Here is a 17,555-nt window from a genome sequence, read left to right on the forward strand (position 1 = left end):
ATTTTAACACAAAATAAAAATGATAGTCTCTTCGAAAGTCACTAAGTTCGAAAATTCTGATACTTTTTCAGGATATAGGAAGATTTCTGGAGAAATTAGAAAAAAATTCATGAGAATAATCTTGAAATATAGCATAAAAGGGAATAAGATGGAGAATAAGAGTATTAATATTTTGTGACAAATCTTTAACGTTTTTTTGAACTCATACGTGAATTACATCACAAACTTTTAACAATTTATCGTTAAGATTTGCTTTGATTTGACACACTATAAATAAAAATATAAAAGGTGGATTTGATACTCGTGAGAAAGCCAAAAATTGTTGTACTTGGAGCCGGTTATGGCGGTTTAATGACTGTCACTAGACTGCAGAAATCTTTAGGAGTTAATGAAGCGGATATCGTCTTAGTCAATAAAAACGATTACCATTATGAAACAACCTGGCTGCATGAGGCTTCTGCTGGTACTTTAAGCCCTGACCGCGTGCGTTACCCGGTCAGTGATGTTATTGATAAAAATAAGGTGGATTTTGTACAGGATTCTGTTGTGGAGATTAAAACAGATGAAAATACAGTTATCCTTGAAAACGGTCAAGCCGACTATGATTATCTTGTCGTTGCGCTTGGGGGAGAGTCAGAAACATTTGGGATTAAAGGACTAAAAGAGCATGCTTTTACCATTTCCAACGTAAATACCTCACGGCAGCTCAGAGAGCATATTGAATATCAGTTTGCTACGTATCATAATGAAGAAGAGAAAAAAGATGAGCGCCTGACTATTGTAGTGGGGGGGGCAGGATTCACAGGTATCGAATTCCTTGGAGAATTAACGAACCGTGTTCCGGAACTCTGCAAAGAGTTTGATGTAGATTACCATAAAGTCCGCATCATCTGTGTTGAAGCCGCTCCTATGGTACTCCCAGGATTTGATCCAGAGCTTGTAACGTATGCTGTATCTGTCCTAGAGAAAAAAGGGGTCGAATTTAAAATTGGAACCGCCATTAAGGAAGCCACTCCTGAAGGAATCATTGTCGGCAAGGGTGAGGATGAAGTTGAGGAGATCAAAGCAGGAACCGTTGTGTGGGCTGCAGGTGTCCGCGGTAATTCCGTCATTGAAAAGTCTGGTATTGAAGCGATGCGCGGCCGTGTAAAGGTCGATCCGAACCTGCGCGTCCCGGGCCATGAAAATATTTTTGTGATTGGTGACTCTTCCTTGGTGATCAATGAAGAAATTAACCGCCCATATCCTCCGACTGCACAAATTGCCATGCAGCAGGGTGTAACAGTGGCTAAAAACCTTTCAGCACTTATTCGCCACCAGGAAGGATTGGAAAGCTTTGTCTTTGATAACAAAGGAACCGTCTGCTCCCTCGGCGAAGACGATGCAATCGGGGTTGTGTTCGGTAAAAAGGTTAAGGGTGCCAAGGCTTCTTTCATGAAGAAAATGGTCGACAACCGTGCATTATTCATGGTTGGCGGTGTGGGCTTGACACTTAAAAAAGGAAAATTTAAATTCTTTTAATCCTATGGAAAGACCGCAGCTTCTGCGGTCTTTTTATGCGAATGGCAGTTACCTGGGACCCTGACAAAGTCAGGGTCCTTCACTTTGTGTCTGGACAGGCACGACACGCGGAGTAACGACTGAATGAGAGAAACGACAGGGAAAAGCAGCTCGAAGTGGGTCTGTGTTCGGACAGGTTGAGGAGGAACCCGGTAAAAGTGGTCCGAAGCCAGTCTGTGCCCGGACCAAGTAAATAGTTTCCACATGATACAGGCTATATTACAGAGGTAGAGATTGAAATTGTATTTTTTAATTTATCCAAATATTCTGTAATTTTGTAAAAATAGAAGATAAATCGAGTTTGAGGTACTTGTATGCGTTTACACGAGAGAAATCGGGGTTTTCTTTTTGAAGGAAAAGCTGTTATATTATCAGAAATCACTAATGAGGAGGACGACAATGAAAAAGCAGAATGAATGTGCGTACTGTGCCGGGAAAGGGTATTTTCAATTATTGCTTGGCGGTTCTGAAACGTGTGCCTGCTGTGACGGAAGCGGGAAAGAAAAGACCGAGTCTTAAACTCCATGTAGACGATATGGAGTTTTTTTTTTGCCCATTCCCGGCAGATCTTTCTTTCTAATCCTCCGAAATGAAGGATTGACGGTTGGAAGCTCTTTCAGTAAACTAGTAAATGATGCTTCTAGGAGGGCAAATTTTCCATGAATATAGCGGTTTTAATTATATCAATGGTGTTATTTTTTGTATTGTTATTTGGTATAGGGTTTATTCTTAATATGCTGCTGCGCAAGACCTGGGTGGTGGCCATCGTTTATCCGCTTATAGCATTGATGTTTATAAACGATCAGAAAATCTCCAGCTTTTATGGAGAACCGGGAACGGCGTTTCCCCAGCTTGGCCATAAAATCCAGTCTCTTCATCTGGCTGACCTTTTAATCCTCCTTTTCGGCTTTATGGGTGCTTTAGGGGCAGGGATGACGATTAGGACTCTTCGTGAACGAGGCTATAGGATGTTTTAATCCTTCCTTTGCCCAAAATGCCGACCTCGAATAATTAGTAAATTACTAGATACATTAATCTTAACAAACCTTTTGTAATCTTTTCTCCCCATCTTTATCATCGGTGTGTTCAGCCCTGATTCTTTTGAATCAGGGTTTATTTCATTTATTACCGCTTCAGGAAACAAAGGATTGAACGGCCTCTTGCCACAAGTTTTTGTTCCGATTAGGAATATTTCTTATAAATGTGGGAAAGAAATACATATTGAGAGGAGTGGGAATTTTATATTGAGAAAGCTAAAGATCTTTACATATCGAGTTTTTATTATATTATTGCTCATCCTTGCTTTACACTCGACCTATTACAGCCTTACTGGAGTAAGTGCCCGGATGATGATGCCGGAGGATACCACATCAGGGATGCATCCTTCTTTACTGGATGGATGGCGGCCGGTCAGCTTGACTGGAAATGAGCTGCAAACGATCCGGCCAGATTTGAAATTAGCCTCCTCTACCGTGTCTGAGCCCAAAAGCCTTGATGATTTGGACTGGTCGCGCTATCCCAAAACGTCGGTGACCGCTACAGGCTATACCGCAGGATTTGAGTCGACCGGGAAAAAAGCAGACAATCCCGCCTACGGGATTACTTATTCAGGAGTTAAGGTTAAAAGGGATATGTACTCTACCATTGCTGCTGATTTATCGATTTTCCCTATTGGCACCATCTTGTTTATTCCAGGCTATGGATATGGTGTAGTGGCGGATAAGGGCGGGGCTATCAAAGGTCATGAATTGGATCTGTTTTTTGATAGTGTCGATGATGTTTATACATATTGGGGTAAAAAGACCCTGGACGTTTATATCATAAAAAAAGGCAGCGGTTCACTTGATGAAAAAGGCCTTGCCATGCTGAATGAGCAAAAGAACCTTCAGGTATTCAGACAGCAGATCATAAAACATAGGCAATAGCATACATAAACAAATGGAGCAGTCCCTGTTTTTCTTGGGCTGCTCCATTTTCTTTCAATGGTTTTCCTGCCAGGGCCAGAGGCCGCCGGCTGTTAGATGCTGATACTTTTCGGGATGTAGAATATTTGCCAGCTTGATCAATCCATCGATCAGGCGCGGAGACGGCCTGCAATATAAAGACTCCTCCAGGACCAGTATTCGATCATTTTTAACAGCTTCAAGCTCCTGCCATCCTTCCCGCTTCTTAATGAGGGATGGCTGCATTTTTCTCTGTGGGACTCCTACCCAGGCCATGCAGATGTACTCAGGCGCACGCTGTATAACATCTGCATGGGAAGGCTGCACGCTGGCCAGCTCAACATCACCGAATACATTTTCCCCTCCGGCAAGATGGCTGATTTCCGTCAGCCAATTCACTTGTCCTGGTGTAAACAAAGGCTTTGGCCACCATTCCCAGTACAGGGAAGGCCGGTTCGTGATCGTTTGGGACACTTCCTTAAAAGAAGAAAGGATAGCTTGATAGGCTCTCACTCTATCATATGCCAGTGCTTCCATGCCAAGGGCCCTGCCGACTTGAATGATGTCCGCCGCAATATCATCAAGGGATTGGGGATTTAAGACGATATGCGGGATGTTCCTTCTTTTTAATTCTTCCACGTTTTTCTCCATGCCCGGAACACTCAAGGAAGCGAGAACCAGGTCAGGCATAAGCTTCTCCACCTGATCCATATTGATGGATAAATCCGGTCCCAGACGCGGCAGATCCTTGACCGAAAGAGGCCAGTCAGAGAAATCGTCGACAGCCACTAAATGCTCTTCAATTCCCAGAAAGGTACAAAGCTCGGTATTGCTGGGGCATATTGAGATGATGTTCATGGGTCACCTTCACTTAAATAATTGATATAAGACAAGAGTCAGAAGGATGCCGGTCAGCCCGCCAAAGAAAACTTCAATGGGTTTGTGGCCAAGGAGCGTCTTCAGCTCCTTCTGTTTTTCTTTTGGCCCTTTTTGAGGCCAGCTTTTTGCTTCCGCTGTAAATTTACTGAAATCAATGACCAGTTTGTTTAATACGGCAGCCTGTTCCCCTGCCTGCCTGCGTACCCCTGTTGCATCAAACATGGTAATAATGGCAAACAGGGCTGCTACTGCAAAAACATTGGAACCGAGTCCGCTTTCAAGCGCAACTCCGGTGGCTAATGCCGTCACCGCCGCGGAATGGGAGCTTGGCATTCCGCCCGTACTGTTCAATAATGACCAATCCAGCTTTCGAAGAACGATATAATGAATCGGAACTTTAATGAATTGGGCAAAAAAGATTGCGATCAGGGCAGAAATCAAGGGGAAATTATCTAGTATCTGCATGTCTATTCTCCTTTAAATTCCCTCCCCTTTCAAAATCTAAAAGAGGGAATGAAGTAACGGAATAAAAGCTGTCTATATCTTTTGTATATATCTATTCCTTTAAACCAATCAAATGAAGGATAAACATGATTTTACGAATTGAAGCTTTTCCTGGCTGAATTTTTTCCTTTCTATAAGGAATATCCTAGACTATGATGCCTTAAAGGGGTAAATTATATTTAGAGAACAAAAATTTTTTAATTCGAAATAAAAACAAATTTATTTTTTTATTAGGAGGACATTATGTTTCAAGTACATAACAATCTTGCCACTGGAAGCAAGCTTGAATGCCTGATTGTCGGAATTTATGAGCATGCTTCAAAATTTTTTGGCTTTACTGCAGATGCAGACGAACTTTTGGAGGGGCAGCTTACCCAGCTTTTAAAGGAAGGGGAAATTTCGGCCAAAGCCGGAAAAGCTGCCAAGATTCATACCCTTGGAAAAATGGGTGTTAAAAAAATCATTTTCATTGGTTTAGGAAAAGAAAAAACGGCTGACTTCGAATCTGTCCGCGAAGCAGCAGGCAAAGCCTTCAAACTGGCAAAAGAAGCCAAGTCTTCCTCAGCTGCTGTGGACTTAGATTCATTTATCGGAGCAAACGTAACAGGCAGTGATGCAGCCCATGCCATCAGCGAGGCCTTTGCCTTAGCCACATATCACTTTGAGGGCTATAAGCAGAAGTCCAATGAGCCTGAGACATTTATCGAGGAAGTACAAGTGTTTTCTAAAGAAGACCAGGATGAGGTTAAAGCTGCCCTTACTGTCGGCTATGTGTTTGGACGTGCAACCAATTCTGCCAGAAACCTTGTCAACCTGCCTCCTAATATGCTGACTGCAGACGATCTTGCCCAATATGCAAGAAAACTTGGAGAAAAATATAATTTTGAAATTGAAATCCTTGGAAAGGAAGAAATGGAAAAACTGGGGATGGGCGCTCTTTTAGCTGTAAACCAGGGCTCTGTTGAACCACCAAGAATGATCGTTTTGAAATACCAGGGAAAAGAAGAGTGGACCGATGTCATCGGTCTTGTGGGAAAAGGGGTTACCTTCGATACAGGCGGATATTCTCTGAAGCCCCGCGAGAGTATGGTTGGAATGAAATCGGATATGGCCGGGGCGGCAGCGGTTTTAGGCGCCATGGAAATTATCGGAGAAATGAAGCCCGGCCAGAATGTAGTGGCGGTCATTCCTTCCACTGACAATATGGTCAGCGGCAACGCGTTTAAACCGGATGATGTGATTACTGCGATGAGCGGAAAAACCATTGAAGTATTGAATACGGACGCGGAAGGCAGACTTGCTTTGGCTGATGCTGTCACATATGCCAAGCAGCATGGGGCCGGCTATCTAGTGGATGTAGCTACCCTGACCGGCGGAGTGATCATTGCTCTTGGCTCAGAAATGACTGGTGCCATGACGAATAATGAAAGCTTTTTTGAACAGGTACTGGAGGCTTCTGCAGAAGCAGGGGAACCAATCTGGAGACTGCCATATACCAAAAAAGATCAGAAGCGTGTGAGAAACAGCAAAATTGCAGATTTGAACAATTCTCCAGGCCGGGAGGGCCATGCGATCATGGGCGGAGCATTCATAGCAGAATTTGCAGAGGAAACGCCATGGGTGCATCTGGACATTGCAGGAACAGCGACAACGAAGAAAGACAGCGAGCTTGGTACAGCAGGGGCAACCGGAGTCATGACCAGAACACTGGCTTTGCTTGTAGAACGTTTTGAAGTGTAAGGAATCAGATTTTTAAAGATGATATAGATCAAGGCTGGCCATTTGGCCAGCCTTTTATTGTGGTTACTTCTTTAAGGATGCCTCCCTGTGCAGCCCACGCCTTTCCAGCATGCCTGGCATTAACTAATAAAGAAATATCAAGACAAATAAAGAGGAGGTTATTCGCGTGGACTACAGATCTTATTACGGTTCTCCCGGATTTGGCAGGAAGCCATATTACTGGGGAGGAGGCGGCGGCTGGGGAGGCGGCTGGGGCGGCTGGGGTCTTGGGGCGCCCTTTTTAGGAGGGCTTGTAGGAGGCCTGCTTGGCAGTGCGGTCTTAAGGCCGAGACCATATCCATATCCATACGCCGCAGGAGCTTTCCCAGCGGCAGGCTATGGGGCATTTGGAGGCTATCCAGGCATTGCGGGGGGCATTGGAGGAACACCGGCAGCCCCTTTTTATTGACATAGCACAGCGCAAGAAGAAAACATCAGCTGAAACAGTAAAAGACCACTCGTGTGAGGGGAAGAAGGGAGCATTCAGAGGATTGCTCCCTAAATACGAGTCGGGATTGAATGCCGGCAGCCTACAGAAAAGAAAACCTGTATCCGTGCGGGTGTGCCAAACCGGGATGGGGGTATAGAAAGAGACAGCTGTCTTGCATGTTCAGACACCCTGTAACTCAATGGAATTTCCATATTTATATATATATTGACAATGAATGGCCCATGCTTTAATGAAGGGGCAGGACCGGGTGGAGGGAGAGGAATGACTGGCAGTGAAGTATGGAATTTACTCAGTGATTATAGTTATGGAGGCTTGTTTTTATATATCTGGCTTGGGGTCATCGCCCTTCCGGTTCCTAATGAGATCATGGTCCTTTCCCTGGCATATGGTGTATCGGCGGGATACTTTTCAGGCGGGGCCGCTTTTTTTACCGCCTATGGCGGGGTTATTGCTGCTTTCATAACGAGCTATATGGCAGGCAGGTACGCCGGACGAGGCGTATTATCAATCGTTCAAGGCAGGGGAAAGGCGAGGGGTCTGTTTGGAAAATCAGAAAGGCTGATCAAGCGGTATCATGCCTTTTCACTCTTCATTGGATGCTTTATCCCTGGATTGAGGCTTGCTGTTCCCTTTCTATCCGGATTGTATCTCCTTTCTTTTAGGAGATTTTTGTTTTATAGCTGTTCAGGGGTTCTGGCATGGCTCTCTATTATATTTTTCGGAGGATACCGATTCGGCGGACTATTTTTAACCGCCTTGAATGAGAATCTGAAAGAAATTGTGATTTTATCTATCTTTTTGGCTTTGAGCTATATTATTCTAAAGATACAGCGTGGGAAGAGGCAGGCAGAAGAAAAGTCGGCCGCCCAAGAGCCGCTTCAGTCTATGGACCAACAGAAAGGATGAAGAATATGAAAGATACGTTAATGGAGTCACTGGGGATATCCATTCTTGAGCAATCCCCTGGATATGTGAAGGCATCTATGCCCGTTGATGAACGGACACGTCAGCCATTCGGCCTGCTGCATGGAGGAGCATCCGTTGCTCTGGCGGAAACAGCCGCCAGCCTTGGCGGCTATGAATTAGTCGATAAAGAAACGGAAGCGGTGGTGGGACTAGAGATCAACGCAAACCATATCCGGGGAAAAAGAGAAGGGACCGTTTATGCGGAAGCCTCTGTTTTGCATAGGGGCAGGACCACCATGGTCTGGGAAATCAAAATCACAGATGAACAAGCTAAGCTGATTTGCATTTCACGATGCACGCTGGCTGTAATTAAAGTGAATAAATAAAGGACTATTCTTTAATAATTTCTGTTCCTGGACAGCCCTGAAGTGATAGAATAGCCAGATCAAACCAGGACGGTGGATTGTACAATCATGAAAAATACATATTTGGCGGGATATTTTCCGTTTATTTCAGTTATATTATTTAGTTTATCCTTTGCCGTTTTTGTTGAGAAAACGTCGCTTAATTGGCTGCAGGCAGCAGGTATCTACGATGGCATGAAAGAGGTCTTCTCAGAGGCAGGTATGAAGCTTGTTCTGCTTTTAGCCTTTTTTCTGGTCTTTTTTATGCTTTTTGCTGCCTTAAAACTGATAGCCGATACGATTCTCGGGATTTCCCTGCTGTTTTTTTCAAAGAATCACAAGCTTGATGTAAGGGAATATCTCCGGCTGTGCTCGGTGATCTATTTTGTCGGCGGAATCCTCTCCATCCTGTGTTCTTCCTGGATGGCGGGAATCTTCTTCAGCTTTTTAGGAGCCGTAATTTCCGCCTTTATCTATTTCATTTATAAGATAAGCCCTGCTTTAACTCTTGCAGGGCTGGTCGGTATTATTTTTTTTCATACGCTGATCTGGTCATCGTTATTGTCTGTAACAGCTTTTTCGATTCTTAAGCTGTATAACAGCATTCTGGCCAGCCTTCCCATCTAAAACCGGCTTAGTTAGATATATCATGAAAAAGGCTGCCTCATTCGAGCAAGACCCTGCCTTCAGGGACCCGTCCGGATGAGGCAGCCTTTGTTATGGTTCCAAAGTATCCTTCCAAATCAATAGGTGTGGAGCTTTGGTTTTTTGGGATTCAATGCTTGAGGGCAGATCTTTCCCGACCCATACCCCTCCAGTGTATTGATCGGTGAGGCCGATAAACCACAAATCCTTGTAATCGTTGGTCGTACCAGTTTTTCCCCCGATAAAGTCTGAGGGAAAATACGCCTTGCGTGCTGTGCCATCCGTCACGGTCTTTTGAAGAAGAATCCTTATTTTTGAAACCGTGCGGCTGCTCCACACTTTGGCGGCCTTGTCATGCCATTTATATAATAGTTCCCCATCTGCTCCGGTTACCTCAAGGATGGCTCTCGGAGGCTGATAGTAGCCATTTTCGAAGGAGGTATAAGCTCCTGTCAGTTCAAGCGGACTCATTCCAAAAGTAAATCCCCCCACAGCCGCTGGAAGACGGTGATCCTCTTTCGTCACTTTGCTAAAGCGGAAGGGGGTGATATAGGAAAAGGCTTTTTCAATTCCGGCAGCATTGAACAGCCTCACTGCAGGTGTGTTATAAGAGTGGGCAAAAGCCTGCTCGAGTGTTACCATCCCATGCTCTTTATTATCATAATTATGCGGGCAGTAGCCTCCGCTGCAAAACTGGTTCGCACTCACCTTCTGCTGGAGGGACGGCTGGCGGGTTTCAATGTACGGCGCGTATACAAGCAAGGGCTTGATCGCTGAACCAGGCTGCCTGAAACTTTGAAATCCGCGGTTAAAAGAATAATTTTTATAATATTTTCCCCCAATCAAAGAGACAAGCTTATGCGTATGATGTTCTATAACTATCACTGATCCTTCTATATTTCTATCAGGGAGATGTGTTCTAATAGATTTCAATGCTTTATCCTGAATTCGGGTATTAAGGGCAGTATGGATGACAATGCCGGAATCAAGCAGTTTCTTTACCCGCCGGTTCAGTCTGGCAGCATACGCATTCCGGACTTCAGTATCCGGGCTCTCTAGAAAACTAGTATATCCTTCTTCCTCAGCTACTAAATCTGTAAATTCCTTTCGGACATAAGACGTGTAATCCGGGTATAGATCCGCTTTTTTTCTTTCAGGCATTAACACGACAGGCGCAGAAATGATGCTCTTATATTCCGCTGCTGAAATCAGCCCCTGGCTGTACATTTGCTTTACCATTCGTTCCTGCCGCTTTTTAGTCAGATTGAAATGAGTGAATGGATCGTACAGCGAAGGATTATTAGGGATAGCTGAAAGGAAAGCCAGCTCAGCTTTAGACAGGCTTCCGGTGCTTTTACCAAAATAAAGCTGTGAGGCAGCTTCAATGCCATAGGCGCCATTTTGAAAATAAATAGTATTGATATATAATTCTAGAATTTTTTGCTTAGAAAAATGTTTCTCAAGAGCTTGCGAATAAAGTAATTCAGCAAGCTTTCTATTAAATGTTTTTTCCTGTGTTAAAAATAAATTCCTGGCGAGCTGCTGAGTGATGGTGCTGCCTCCCTGGCCGCGTGAGCCGGATCTTGAATCGGCAATCACCGCCCTGCTGATACCCATGGCGTCAAAACCATGATGCGTATAAAAATGCCTATCTTCTGTGGCAACAAAAAGCTGCTTAAGAAACACAGGTATCTGCGGGTCAGTTATGTAAATACGGTTTCCAGCTTCGTGAAACTCGGTAAAGATTTTCCCGTCAGCAGCCATCAATTTGCTGTTTTGGGGAAGATTTATATTCTTAATATCCAGCTTTTTCTGGATCTCCTCCTGAGCATGCTGTGTGTCTGTGAAGGCCCTGTCTGCCATGATAAGAAGAAACAGCAGGATAGGCAGAAGCAGAAGGAGAATAAGATAACCTGTAAACGTACGCACATTCAACTTCCTTACTATAAAAAGATAAAGAATATCTTACCATGAGAGAGAGGGATTTACAGCAAATTTTTTGGAAGCACCTGAGCTTCTTTGAAAAAAACATGAGATTCTTAGAAAAACGCCTATATTGATGCTCTAAATTTGTTATAATATTCTAAAAAGTCCGGTATATAAGCATTTTTGTGAAGACATAGAAAATAAAAAAGGAGGGTTGTCAGTGGGAATCGATCATCCATATCTATTTATTGATTTTGAGTTCACCATGCCGGAGGGCAAAGCAAAGCCTGAAGGTTTTTATCCGGAGATTGTTGAAGTAGGTCTTGTATCGGTTGTTAATGAAAAAATCACCCATAAATTTTCCTCATTTGTATCTCCAGAACGTTTTCCCGCTTTAACTGAAAGATGCAAGACATTTCTTAATATATCCCAAGAACAGGTTGATGGGGGGATTTCTTTCAAGGAGCTGGTGGCTTTCCTCCAAAGACTTGAAGCGGAATACCCGCGTGTCACCGTGGTGACATGGGGGAATATGGACATGAAAGTCCTGAAGAATACGTGTGCAAAAGCAAACCTTCCTTTTCCTTTCTGCGGTACCTTACTGGATTTGTCCATGGAGTATAAGCGCTTTTTTGGCGACCAAAACCAGACTGGCTTGTGGAAAGCCGTGCAGGAATACGGCAAACAGGGCACTGGCAAGCACCATCGCGCCCTGGATGACGCTTTAACCACATATAATATCTTTAAGCTGGTAGAAAAGGACAAAAAGTATTTAGATAAGCCCGAGCCTACAACCATAGGGGACCGGATTGATTTATCCAAGGTGTTGGATAAGTTCGCCTAAAAAGCCAAATCTGCATGTTACAGATTTGGCTTTTTAATTGATCTTTAATCAGCATCCGCGCCGTCTTACTTGAAATAATCTGTTTCAAGCTCCTCAAGGGAAGAAAGGCTCTTTTTGCTCCAAGGGTCCTCCTTGTCTTTTAAATCTTTCATCGCCAGTGTAAGGGCAGCCTTTAGAGACTCCGTATAGGAAGGGACTTCTCCAGTAAATTCCTTGACCATGTTATTGGGTACATTGGTCTGCTCTCTGTAGGCAAGAGCCCTCCTTTGATGGAAAAACTGTACGTCCGCCTGCTTGGGGTTGTGGAGATCACCCTGGATGGGGTGCTTTACTACGGCCAAAATTTTGACCAGATAGCCCTGCGGCCGGATATCGGTTATTTCTCCGATATACGTTCCAGTTTTATAAAATGCCTTTACAAGCTTTCCGATAGAAAATGGTTCAGCTGTCATCATTCCATTCCTTTCCTTTTTACATTTGTTGGTTTAGTTTATCATAAAAAAAGCAAAGGGATCTGTCTACCAAACGATTCTTGGGCAATGATAGGGAGGAATAGGTTATTAGTGATTTTTGATGGATATTCATGTAAAGTGAAGGATGGAGGTGTACATTCATGAAGAACATTCTGCTCTTTATTTCCTGTCTGCTGCTTCTAGCAGGATGCGGCGGAAATGGGGATTCAGGCACAAAGACATCAAAAGGCAAAGAAAATGCTCAGCCAAAATCAGAGCAGCCTGTTTCAGCCAAGGATCTCCCTCAGCTTACAGCAGAGGTCCAGGAAAACGAAAAAGTGGTTGAAATGGAAACAAACAAAGGGAATATCAAGATTAAATTATTTCCGAAATATGCTCCAAAAGCGGTAGAAAACTTTATTACGCATAGTGAAAAAGGATATTATGACGGACTTACTTTTCACCGCATCATTAAGGATTTCATGATCCAGGGCGGAGATCCGAAGGGTGATGGCACAGGAGGAGAAAGCATTTGGGGGAAACCCTTCAAAGATGAAATTTCCAATAAGCTGTATCATTTCCGCGGGGCACTTGCCATGGCTAATGCCGGACCCAATACCAATGGAAGCCAATTTTACATTGTCCAGAATAATAAAATAGATCAGAAGCAAGAAGATGGAATGAAAAACGCCGGCTTTCCTGACGCTGTGATTAAAGCGTATAAAGAGAGAGGCGGAGCTCCGTGGCTCGACGGAAAATACACGATTTTCGGACAAGTCATTGAAGGCATGGATACCGTTGACAAGATTGCATCTTTCCCTACCGACAAGCAGGGACGCCCTGATGGGAAGATCAAGATTAACAAAATAACAGTCATTAAGGATTAAGTTTTTTATACGGGGCAGCAGCTGCTGCAAGAAAGGATGCTGTTTATGTTATCTCTACATAGCATGCTAGGCTTATTTCTTTATTTTCCTGACGATAAATCTGAATATATCCCTGCAGCCATTACGTGTATCATCTTTCTTATTGCCGCGTTATTAACCATGCGCCTGATCATCAAGGTCTCTAAGCATGAAGCAGCCAAGGCTAAAGAAATGGAAGACAGCATCATGAAAAAAAGGAAGGCCCAATAATCCCGGCTGTTCCTACATTCTCCTTTTTAGAAAATGGGATGGGCTGCCTCGTGATAAAAGCATAATCTTAGGTCTCTGACGGCAGTTGAACTCAAGGGAAGTCGAGTTTGTCTGCCGTTTTTAATTAGGTCTGTTTTGAAAATGAGGCTGCCTGAGTTCCGTTCCAGGTGCTTCGCTTTCCGCGGGGCGGGTGGTGAGCCTCCTAGGCTTCGCCTGTGGGGTCTCACCTGTCCCGCTAATCCCGCTTAGAAAAGCGGAGAACGGTGCTTTTCAGACCACATAAAAGTTAAGCAGAATGAGCCGCATAATTATTCAAGAGACATTACTCGTTGAAAAGCAGAGGCCTGACAAGCATAAGGCGAGCAGGCCGTGGGAAGCGCTATTCTTCCCATGGCCTGCTTGACTTATGTCTCGAGGGGCTCAGTTCGCAGCTGGATCAATGAGTCTTCACACCTGGAACGTAGCACAGGCAGGAGTGGAAAATTAGTGTGGCAGTATAAGAAATCTCTTTAGGCATACTAAGCAGTCCTATATAAATGAATTTAACTGTGTGGCAAGAAATTTGATTATTTAATCATCGAAAAGAAAAGCATTTCTTCGCTTAAGAAACTTTCTGGCATCTTGTTAATTCATTCCAAAACAGCTAACTTTAAAGATAACAATTAAGGAGTCCATCGTGTCTAAATATAAAATGATGCGACAATTGCTAAGAAATGTTTGGAATTAGTGGGATTTTAATATAAAATCCAACTTAAGTAAACAAGGGAAGGGTGCTTGCAGTGAAGTTCTAATCTTATGATCTGGATGCATTTTTATTAAGGCTTTTACCTGAGGCTGGTGAGAAGCCTGTAAAAAGGATGCTGGAGAAATAGGATTAGTGCTCCCATTTTTAGCCCTTCTATGTGACATTCATGTGAAACCTTGAACAAGGGCGATCTGCGTTATGATTAATCCTTCGAGACCTCTCCGGCATCAGAGAGGTTTTTTGTTTTACAACAAAAGGATTGGAGGGCAAAGTTTATGGCAGTAAAATTGATTCTGGTTGAAGGAATTCCCGGATCAGGGAAAACTACCATTTCAAAACTTATCCATGAAGAACTTAAGCTTCATTCTATACATTCAGTCTAATGTCAGGAGGGGAATCTCGATCACCCCGCAGATAAGGAGTTATGTTCGTGAAAGTATCATCTCAAAAAAGAATACACAGCTAAGACGAGTAAAATCATCAGGATAAAAGCAATGGCAGCCTTATTAAAGAAATCCACCTTGTCACGGGGCATGAAAATTCCTCCTATGTTTTTTCCGTTAGCTTATGTAAGCGTCTGTTTAAAACTCTGGTAAAAAACGGAAAAGTCTTGTGTATGCCCATGCTTGACTGGCATTCACAAGACTTTAAAAATTGAGTTTAGATGATCACATAAATGCCGATCCCGGCTAAAAGTACGAGTGCCAGAATCACATACAGCCATGTCAGTCTGGATAAGTTTCCCCGTGTTGCCGTACTGTAATGTTCATCGCTTTTCCCGCCAAGCATAAAAGTTCCGACCAGGGAAAAGACTCCTATAATAATCACCAATATAAAAGCCAGCTTCATTCGGCCCACTCTCCATATTCACTCGTTTATGAATGTTTTTTTAGTCGGTCAGGGCTGTCTTTAACCGGTTTAAGCCTTCAGTCAGTGTCCCGCGGGGACAGCCGATATTCATGCGGATAAAGCCTTCTCCGCCCGGGCCGAACTTCGTACCCGGATCAAGGGCGAGCTGGCCTTTTTCGATCAGAAGTTTCTGAAGGGCAGTATCGCTCATATGTAAATCTCTGCAATCAATCCATAATAGAAAGGAGGCCTGAGGCGCCATGCAGGATACATGTGGAATCTCGTTCTTAATGAACTCCATTGCAGCTATCGCATTTTCCTGAATGTAGCCGGTTATAGAATCAAGCCAGTGCGCCCCTTTTTGATAGGCTGCTTCCATAGCGGTCAGGGCAAAAATATTTAATCCGTCAAAGCCCCGTGCATCCTGGATATCCTGGAATTTCTGGCGGAGTTCTTCATTCTCTGAAATGACAACAGAAGCTTGAAGGCCAGCGATATTAAAGGTTTTGCTTGGAGCCATGGCAGTGATTGTAATCTCTGAAATTTCCCTGCTTAGAGAAGCAATCGGGATATGAACCCGGTCTCCAAGAGCCAGATCTGCATGAATTTCATCAGAAACGATGATAACCCCATGTTTACGGCATAGCTCCCCGATCCTGTTCAATTCAGCGGCACTCCAAACCCTGCCTCCGGGATTATGGGGACTGCATAAAAGGAAAAGCCTGACACCGGTCTTCAGCTTCTCTTCAAAGTCCTTGAAGTCTATCGCGTACTGGCCGTTCTCATAGATTAGCTGATTGTTTACAAGCTCGCGGTCATTTTTCTTAACCATGTTGAAAAATGGTGCATAAACAGGTGACTGAACTAATACTTTATCTCCCGGCTTAGTCAATGCCTGGATGCAGATACCTAAAGCGGACACTACACCTGCGCTGAACTGGATCCATGAATCTTCAATTTTCCAATTATGGCGTTTTGCCATCCATTCAGTAATAGTCTGGTAGAGTCCTTTCCTTGGCATGGTATATCCGTATACGGGGTGATTCACCCGATGTATTAATGCCTCTGCGATTTCTGCAGGTGCCGGGAAATCCATGTCTGCTACCCACATAGGAAGAAGACTGGAATCGCCGAATCTTTCGCCCACTGCATCCCACTTTAAGGATGAGGTATTTTTTCGTTCTATAATTTCCTGAAAATCGATGTCCAGCATGTATACCACCCCATTAAAAATGATTATTTATTTATGATACTATATAATGGACGTTTATTATTGTTAAAAACACTAAATGGAGTGAATTTTTTGAATAAACAGCCTAAATCCATACAATTAACTCAGTGGTTGGAAGAATGGGATCCATTAAACATCGGGAAAGCCTCTTATGATACAGAAAAGGCAGACATCATGGGGATTCTGTATGTAACGGATAATCCGCGGATCGTAGCCCAGAAAATAAAGGAAACTCTCGACTTCTCATTTGGTGAAGCACCCAGTACGGAAAAGTGCCTGGAAGCCGCCCATACACTTATCCTGTTGAAAAATGATATATCCTGTTCTTTATAAACTTTTCTAATTGATACCTCCATCTATAAACTCTTTTATGCAGGTGAATACTTTTTCCGGTTCTTCTTCTGGTAAAAGATGGCCTGCATGATTAAATACAATCAGCTTTGCATGTGGAAGATCACTCTCCAGGCGCTGGCCGACCCTAAGGGGAACAATCTTGTCCTGCTCTCCCCAAATAAGAAGGCAGGGAGTCTGGATCTGCTTTAAATCCTCTGTGTTAAGATCTTCTTCACGGTCCCTTATCATTTTTGTAAGCCCCTTAAATATTTGGTCATCAAGAAATGGCTCCATATATCCATCAATCATATCCTGGTCGATCATTTCTTGATTGAACACGACACTTCGAAGATTTTCTTCAACGCCTGACTTTTCGAGCCAGCGCTTTACAAGCAGGTGAAAAAAAGGGAGGCGGCTGCTCATTACGAGGAGTCTGCCTAATTTCTGCATATACCCCGAGCTGCACAAAAGGACTGCCCCTTCCACTCTTTCAGAATCCTGCTGCATCATATTCAAGCAGATTTGGCCGCCCATGGAATGGCCTGCCAAAAGTACTTTTTTGATACCCAGGCAGTTTAATAGCTCAAGGGCAAGAAGAGCCTGGTTGCGGCTTGAATACAGATACTTTTGGCTTTTTCCGCTGCTTCCAAAAGGAGGGAGATCCATAGATAGAATATTATATTCCTGCCGGAGGTAAGGGATCAGCCTGCGGAAGCTGAAGGAGGATGATAAAAAACCGTGGATTAGCATGATGGTTGGTGCAGAAGGATTCTGTGGATAGTATTCATAATAAATGTCGTGGCCTAAGATGGTCATCCTCCTGCCCGTGTTTTCCGAAGTTTGTAAGGCTTTCATAGTTACCCCTCCTTGTTTTACAAATATTTTACCCTTCCCGTGATAAAAACTCTCTCTAATAGGCAAGAATGGTTTAATAAAAAAATCCCAGGCGGCCTGCCGGGGACTTCTGC

The 17,555-nt window shown here is 43.7% G+C and carries 20 protein-coding genes; 13 read left to right on the plus strand and 7 right to left on the minus strand.

Translation table 11 applies throughout. The features are described from left to right. Window positions 1–303: 303 nt before the first annotated feature. The 4 genes from H539_RS0117785 to H539_RS0117805 all read left to right on the plus strand — a co-directional run bounded on the left by H539_RS0117785 (window position 304) and on the right by H539_RS0117805 (window position 3,485). Window positions 304–1,521, plus strand: coding sequence for an NAD(P)/FAD-dependent oxidoreductase (locus H539_RS0117785; protein WP_026694631.1), 1,218 nt, complete (start codon window positions 304–306; stop codon window positions 1,519–1,521). Between the two features lie 438 nt (window positions 1,522–1,959). Next, window positions 1,960–2,079, plus strand: a complete 120-nt coding sequence (locus H539_RS32230; protein WP_162144753.1) for a YuiA family protein — start codon at window positions 1,960–1,962, stop codon at window positions 2,077–2,079. Window positions 2,080–2,219: 140 nt separating this feature from the next. After that, window positions 2,220–2,537 carry a YuiB family protein gene (locus H539_RS0117795; RefSeq protein WP_026694632.1) on the plus strand — a complete coding sequence of 106 codons (318 nt, stop codon included), beginning with the start codon at window positions 2,220–2,222 and terminating at the stop codon, window positions 2,535–2,537. 267 nt (window positions 2,538–2,804) lie between these two features. Beyond that, window positions 2,805–3,485 carry a 3D domain-containing protein gene (locus tag H539_RS0117805; RefSeq protein WP_026694633.1) on the plus strand — a complete coding sequence of 227 codons (681 nt, stop codon included), beginning with the start codon at window positions 2,805–2,807 and terminating at the stop codon, window positions 3,483–3,485. A gap of 54 nt (window positions 3,486–3,539) precedes the next feature. Here the strand turns inward: H539_RS0117805 and H539_RS0117810 are convergent, their stop codons facing one another. Then, window positions 3,540–4,361, minus strand: a complete 822-nt coding sequence (locus H539_RS0117810; RefSeq protein ID WP_026694634.1) for a cobalamin-binding protein — start codon at window positions 4,359–4,361, stop codon at window positions 3,540–3,542. Between the two features lie 9 nt (window positions 4,362–4,370). Then, window positions 4,371–4,847, minus strand: a complete 477-nt coding sequence (locus tag H539_RS0117815) for a divergent PAP2 family protein (protein ID WP_026694635.1) — start codon at window positions 4,845–4,847, stop codon at window positions 4,371–4,373. A 282-nt stretch (window positions 4,848–5,129) separates the two neighbouring features. Here H539_RS0117815 and H539_RS0117820 point away from each other — a divergent pair, with 282 nt between their 5' ends. The 5 genes from H539_RS0117820 to H539_RS0117840 all read left to right on the plus strand — a co-directional run bounded on the left by H539_RS0117820 (window position 5,130) and on the right by H539_RS0117840 (window position 9,053). Next, window positions 5,130–6,626, plus strand: coding sequence for a leucyl aminopeptidase (locus tag H539_RS0117820; protein ID WP_026694636.1), 1,497 nt, complete (start codon window positions 5,130–5,132; stop codon window positions 6,624–6,626). A 166-nt stretch (window positions 6,627–6,792) separates the two neighbouring features. Then, on the plus strand, window positions 6,793–7,074 hold the full coding sequence (locus H539_RS28995) for a hypothetical protein (protein WP_035323072.1): 282 nt from the start codon (window positions 6,793–6,795) through the stop codon (window positions 7,072–7,074). A 303-nt stretch (window positions 7,075–7,377) separates the two neighbouring features. Continuing rightward, window positions 7,378–8,022, plus strand: coding sequence for a DedA family protein (locus H539_RS0117830; protein WP_026694637.1), 645 nt, complete (start codon window positions 7,378–7,380; stop codon window positions 8,020–8,022). Between the two features lie 5 nt (window positions 8,023–8,027). Further along, the gene (locus H539_RS0117835; protein WP_026694638.1) at window positions 8,028–8,408 is read left to right on the plus strand and encodes a hotdog fold thioesterase; all 381 of its coding nucleotides are present in this window, start codon (window positions 8,028–8,030) and stop codon (window positions 8,406–8,408) included. Window positions 8,409–8,495: 87 nt separating this feature from the next. Beyond that, window positions 8,496–9,053 (plus strand): DUF5366 family protein, encoded by a 558-nt coding sequence (locus H539_RS0117840; RefSeq protein WP_026694639.1) that lies wholly within the window; start codon window positions 8,496–8,498, stop codon window positions 9,051–9,053. A 90-nt stretch (window positions 9,054–9,143) separates the two neighbouring features. On the opposite strand, the gene H539_RS0117845 is transcribed toward H539_RS0117840, so the two are convergent. Continuing rightward, window positions 9,144–11,000 carry a transglycosylase domain-containing protein gene (locus H539_RS0117845; protein WP_026694640.1) on the minus strand — a complete coding sequence of 619 codons (1,857 nt, stop codon included), beginning with the start codon at window positions 10,998–11,000 and terminating at the stop codon, window positions 9,144–9,146. A gap of 217 nt (window positions 11,001–11,217) precedes the next feature. On the opposite strand from H539_RS0117845, the gene kapD reads away from it, so the two are divergent. After that, window positions 11,218–11,841 carry a 3'-5' exonuclease KapD gene (kapD, locus tag H539_RS0117850; protein ID WP_026694641.1) on the plus strand — a complete coding sequence of 208 codons (624 nt, stop codon included), beginning with the start codon at window positions 11,218–11,220 and terminating at the stop codon, window positions 11,839–11,841. Between the two features lie 65 nt (window positions 11,842–11,906). On the opposite strand, the gene kapB is transcribed toward kapD, so the two are convergent. Then, window positions 11,907–12,293, minus strand: a complete 387-nt coding sequence (gene kapB, locus H539_RS0117855; RefSeq protein ID WP_026694642.1) for a kinase-associated lipoprotein KapB — start codon at window positions 12,291–12,293, stop codon at window positions 11,907–11,909. Between the two features lie 161 nt (window positions 12,294–12,454). Between kapB and H539_RS0117860 the strand changes: the two genes are divergently transcribed. Together H539_RS0117860 and H539_RS0117865 are read left to right on the plus strand one after the other, a co-directional pair. Then, window positions 12,455–13,180 carry a peptidylprolyl isomerase gene (locus H539_RS0117860; RefSeq protein WP_026694643.1) on the plus strand — a complete coding sequence of 242 codons (726 nt, stop codon included), beginning with the start codon at window positions 12,455–12,457 and terminating at the stop codon, window positions 13,178–13,180. Window positions 13,181–13,225: 45 nt separating this feature from the next. Further along, window positions 13,226–13,429, plus strand: coding sequence for a hypothetical protein (locus H539_RS0117865; protein WP_026694644.1), 204 nt, complete (start codon window positions 13,226–13,228; stop codon window positions 13,427–13,429). 1,405 nt (window positions 13,430–14,834) lie between these two features. Here H539_RS0117865 and H539_RS0117880 read toward each other — a convergent pair. Both H539_RS0117880 and H539_RS0117885 read right to left on the minus strand, forming a co-directional pair. Next, complete coding sequence (locus H539_RS0117880) at window positions 14,835–15,023, minus strand: hypothetical protein (RefSeq protein WP_026694645.1); 189 nt, start codon at window positions 15,021–15,023, stop codon at window positions 14,835–14,837. A 40-nt stretch (window positions 15,024–15,063) separates the two neighbouring features. After that, window positions 15,064–16,236 (minus strand): MalY/PatB family protein, encoded by a 1,173-nt coding sequence (locus H539_RS0117885; RefSeq protein ID WP_026694646.1) that lies wholly within the window; start codon window positions 16,234–16,236, stop codon window positions 15,064–15,066. 90 nt (window positions 16,237–16,326) lie between these two features. Here H539_RS0117885 and H539_RS0117890 point away from each other — a divergent pair, with 90 nt between their 5' ends. After that, on the plus strand, window positions 16,327–16,587 hold the full coding sequence (locus tag H539_RS0117890) for a DUF1871 family protein (protein ID WP_026694647.1): 261 nt from the start codon (window positions 16,327–16,329) through the stop codon (window positions 16,585–16,587). A 6-nt stretch (window positions 16,588–16,593) separates the two neighbouring features. Here H539_RS0117890 and H539_RS0117895 read toward each other — a convergent pair whose 3' ends face one another. Further along, a complete protein-coding gene (locus H539_RS0117895; protein ID WP_035323083.1) occupies window positions 16,594–17,442 on the minus strand; it encodes an alpha/beta fold hydrolase in 849 nt (282 codons plus the stop codon). Window positions 17,443–17,555: the final 113 nt, after the last annotated feature.

This window comes from Peribacillus kribbensis DSM 17871 (assembly GCF_000430765.1).
Lineage (GTDB): Bacteria > Bacillota > Bacilli > Bacillales > DSM-1321 > Paraperibacillus > Paraperibacillus kribbensis.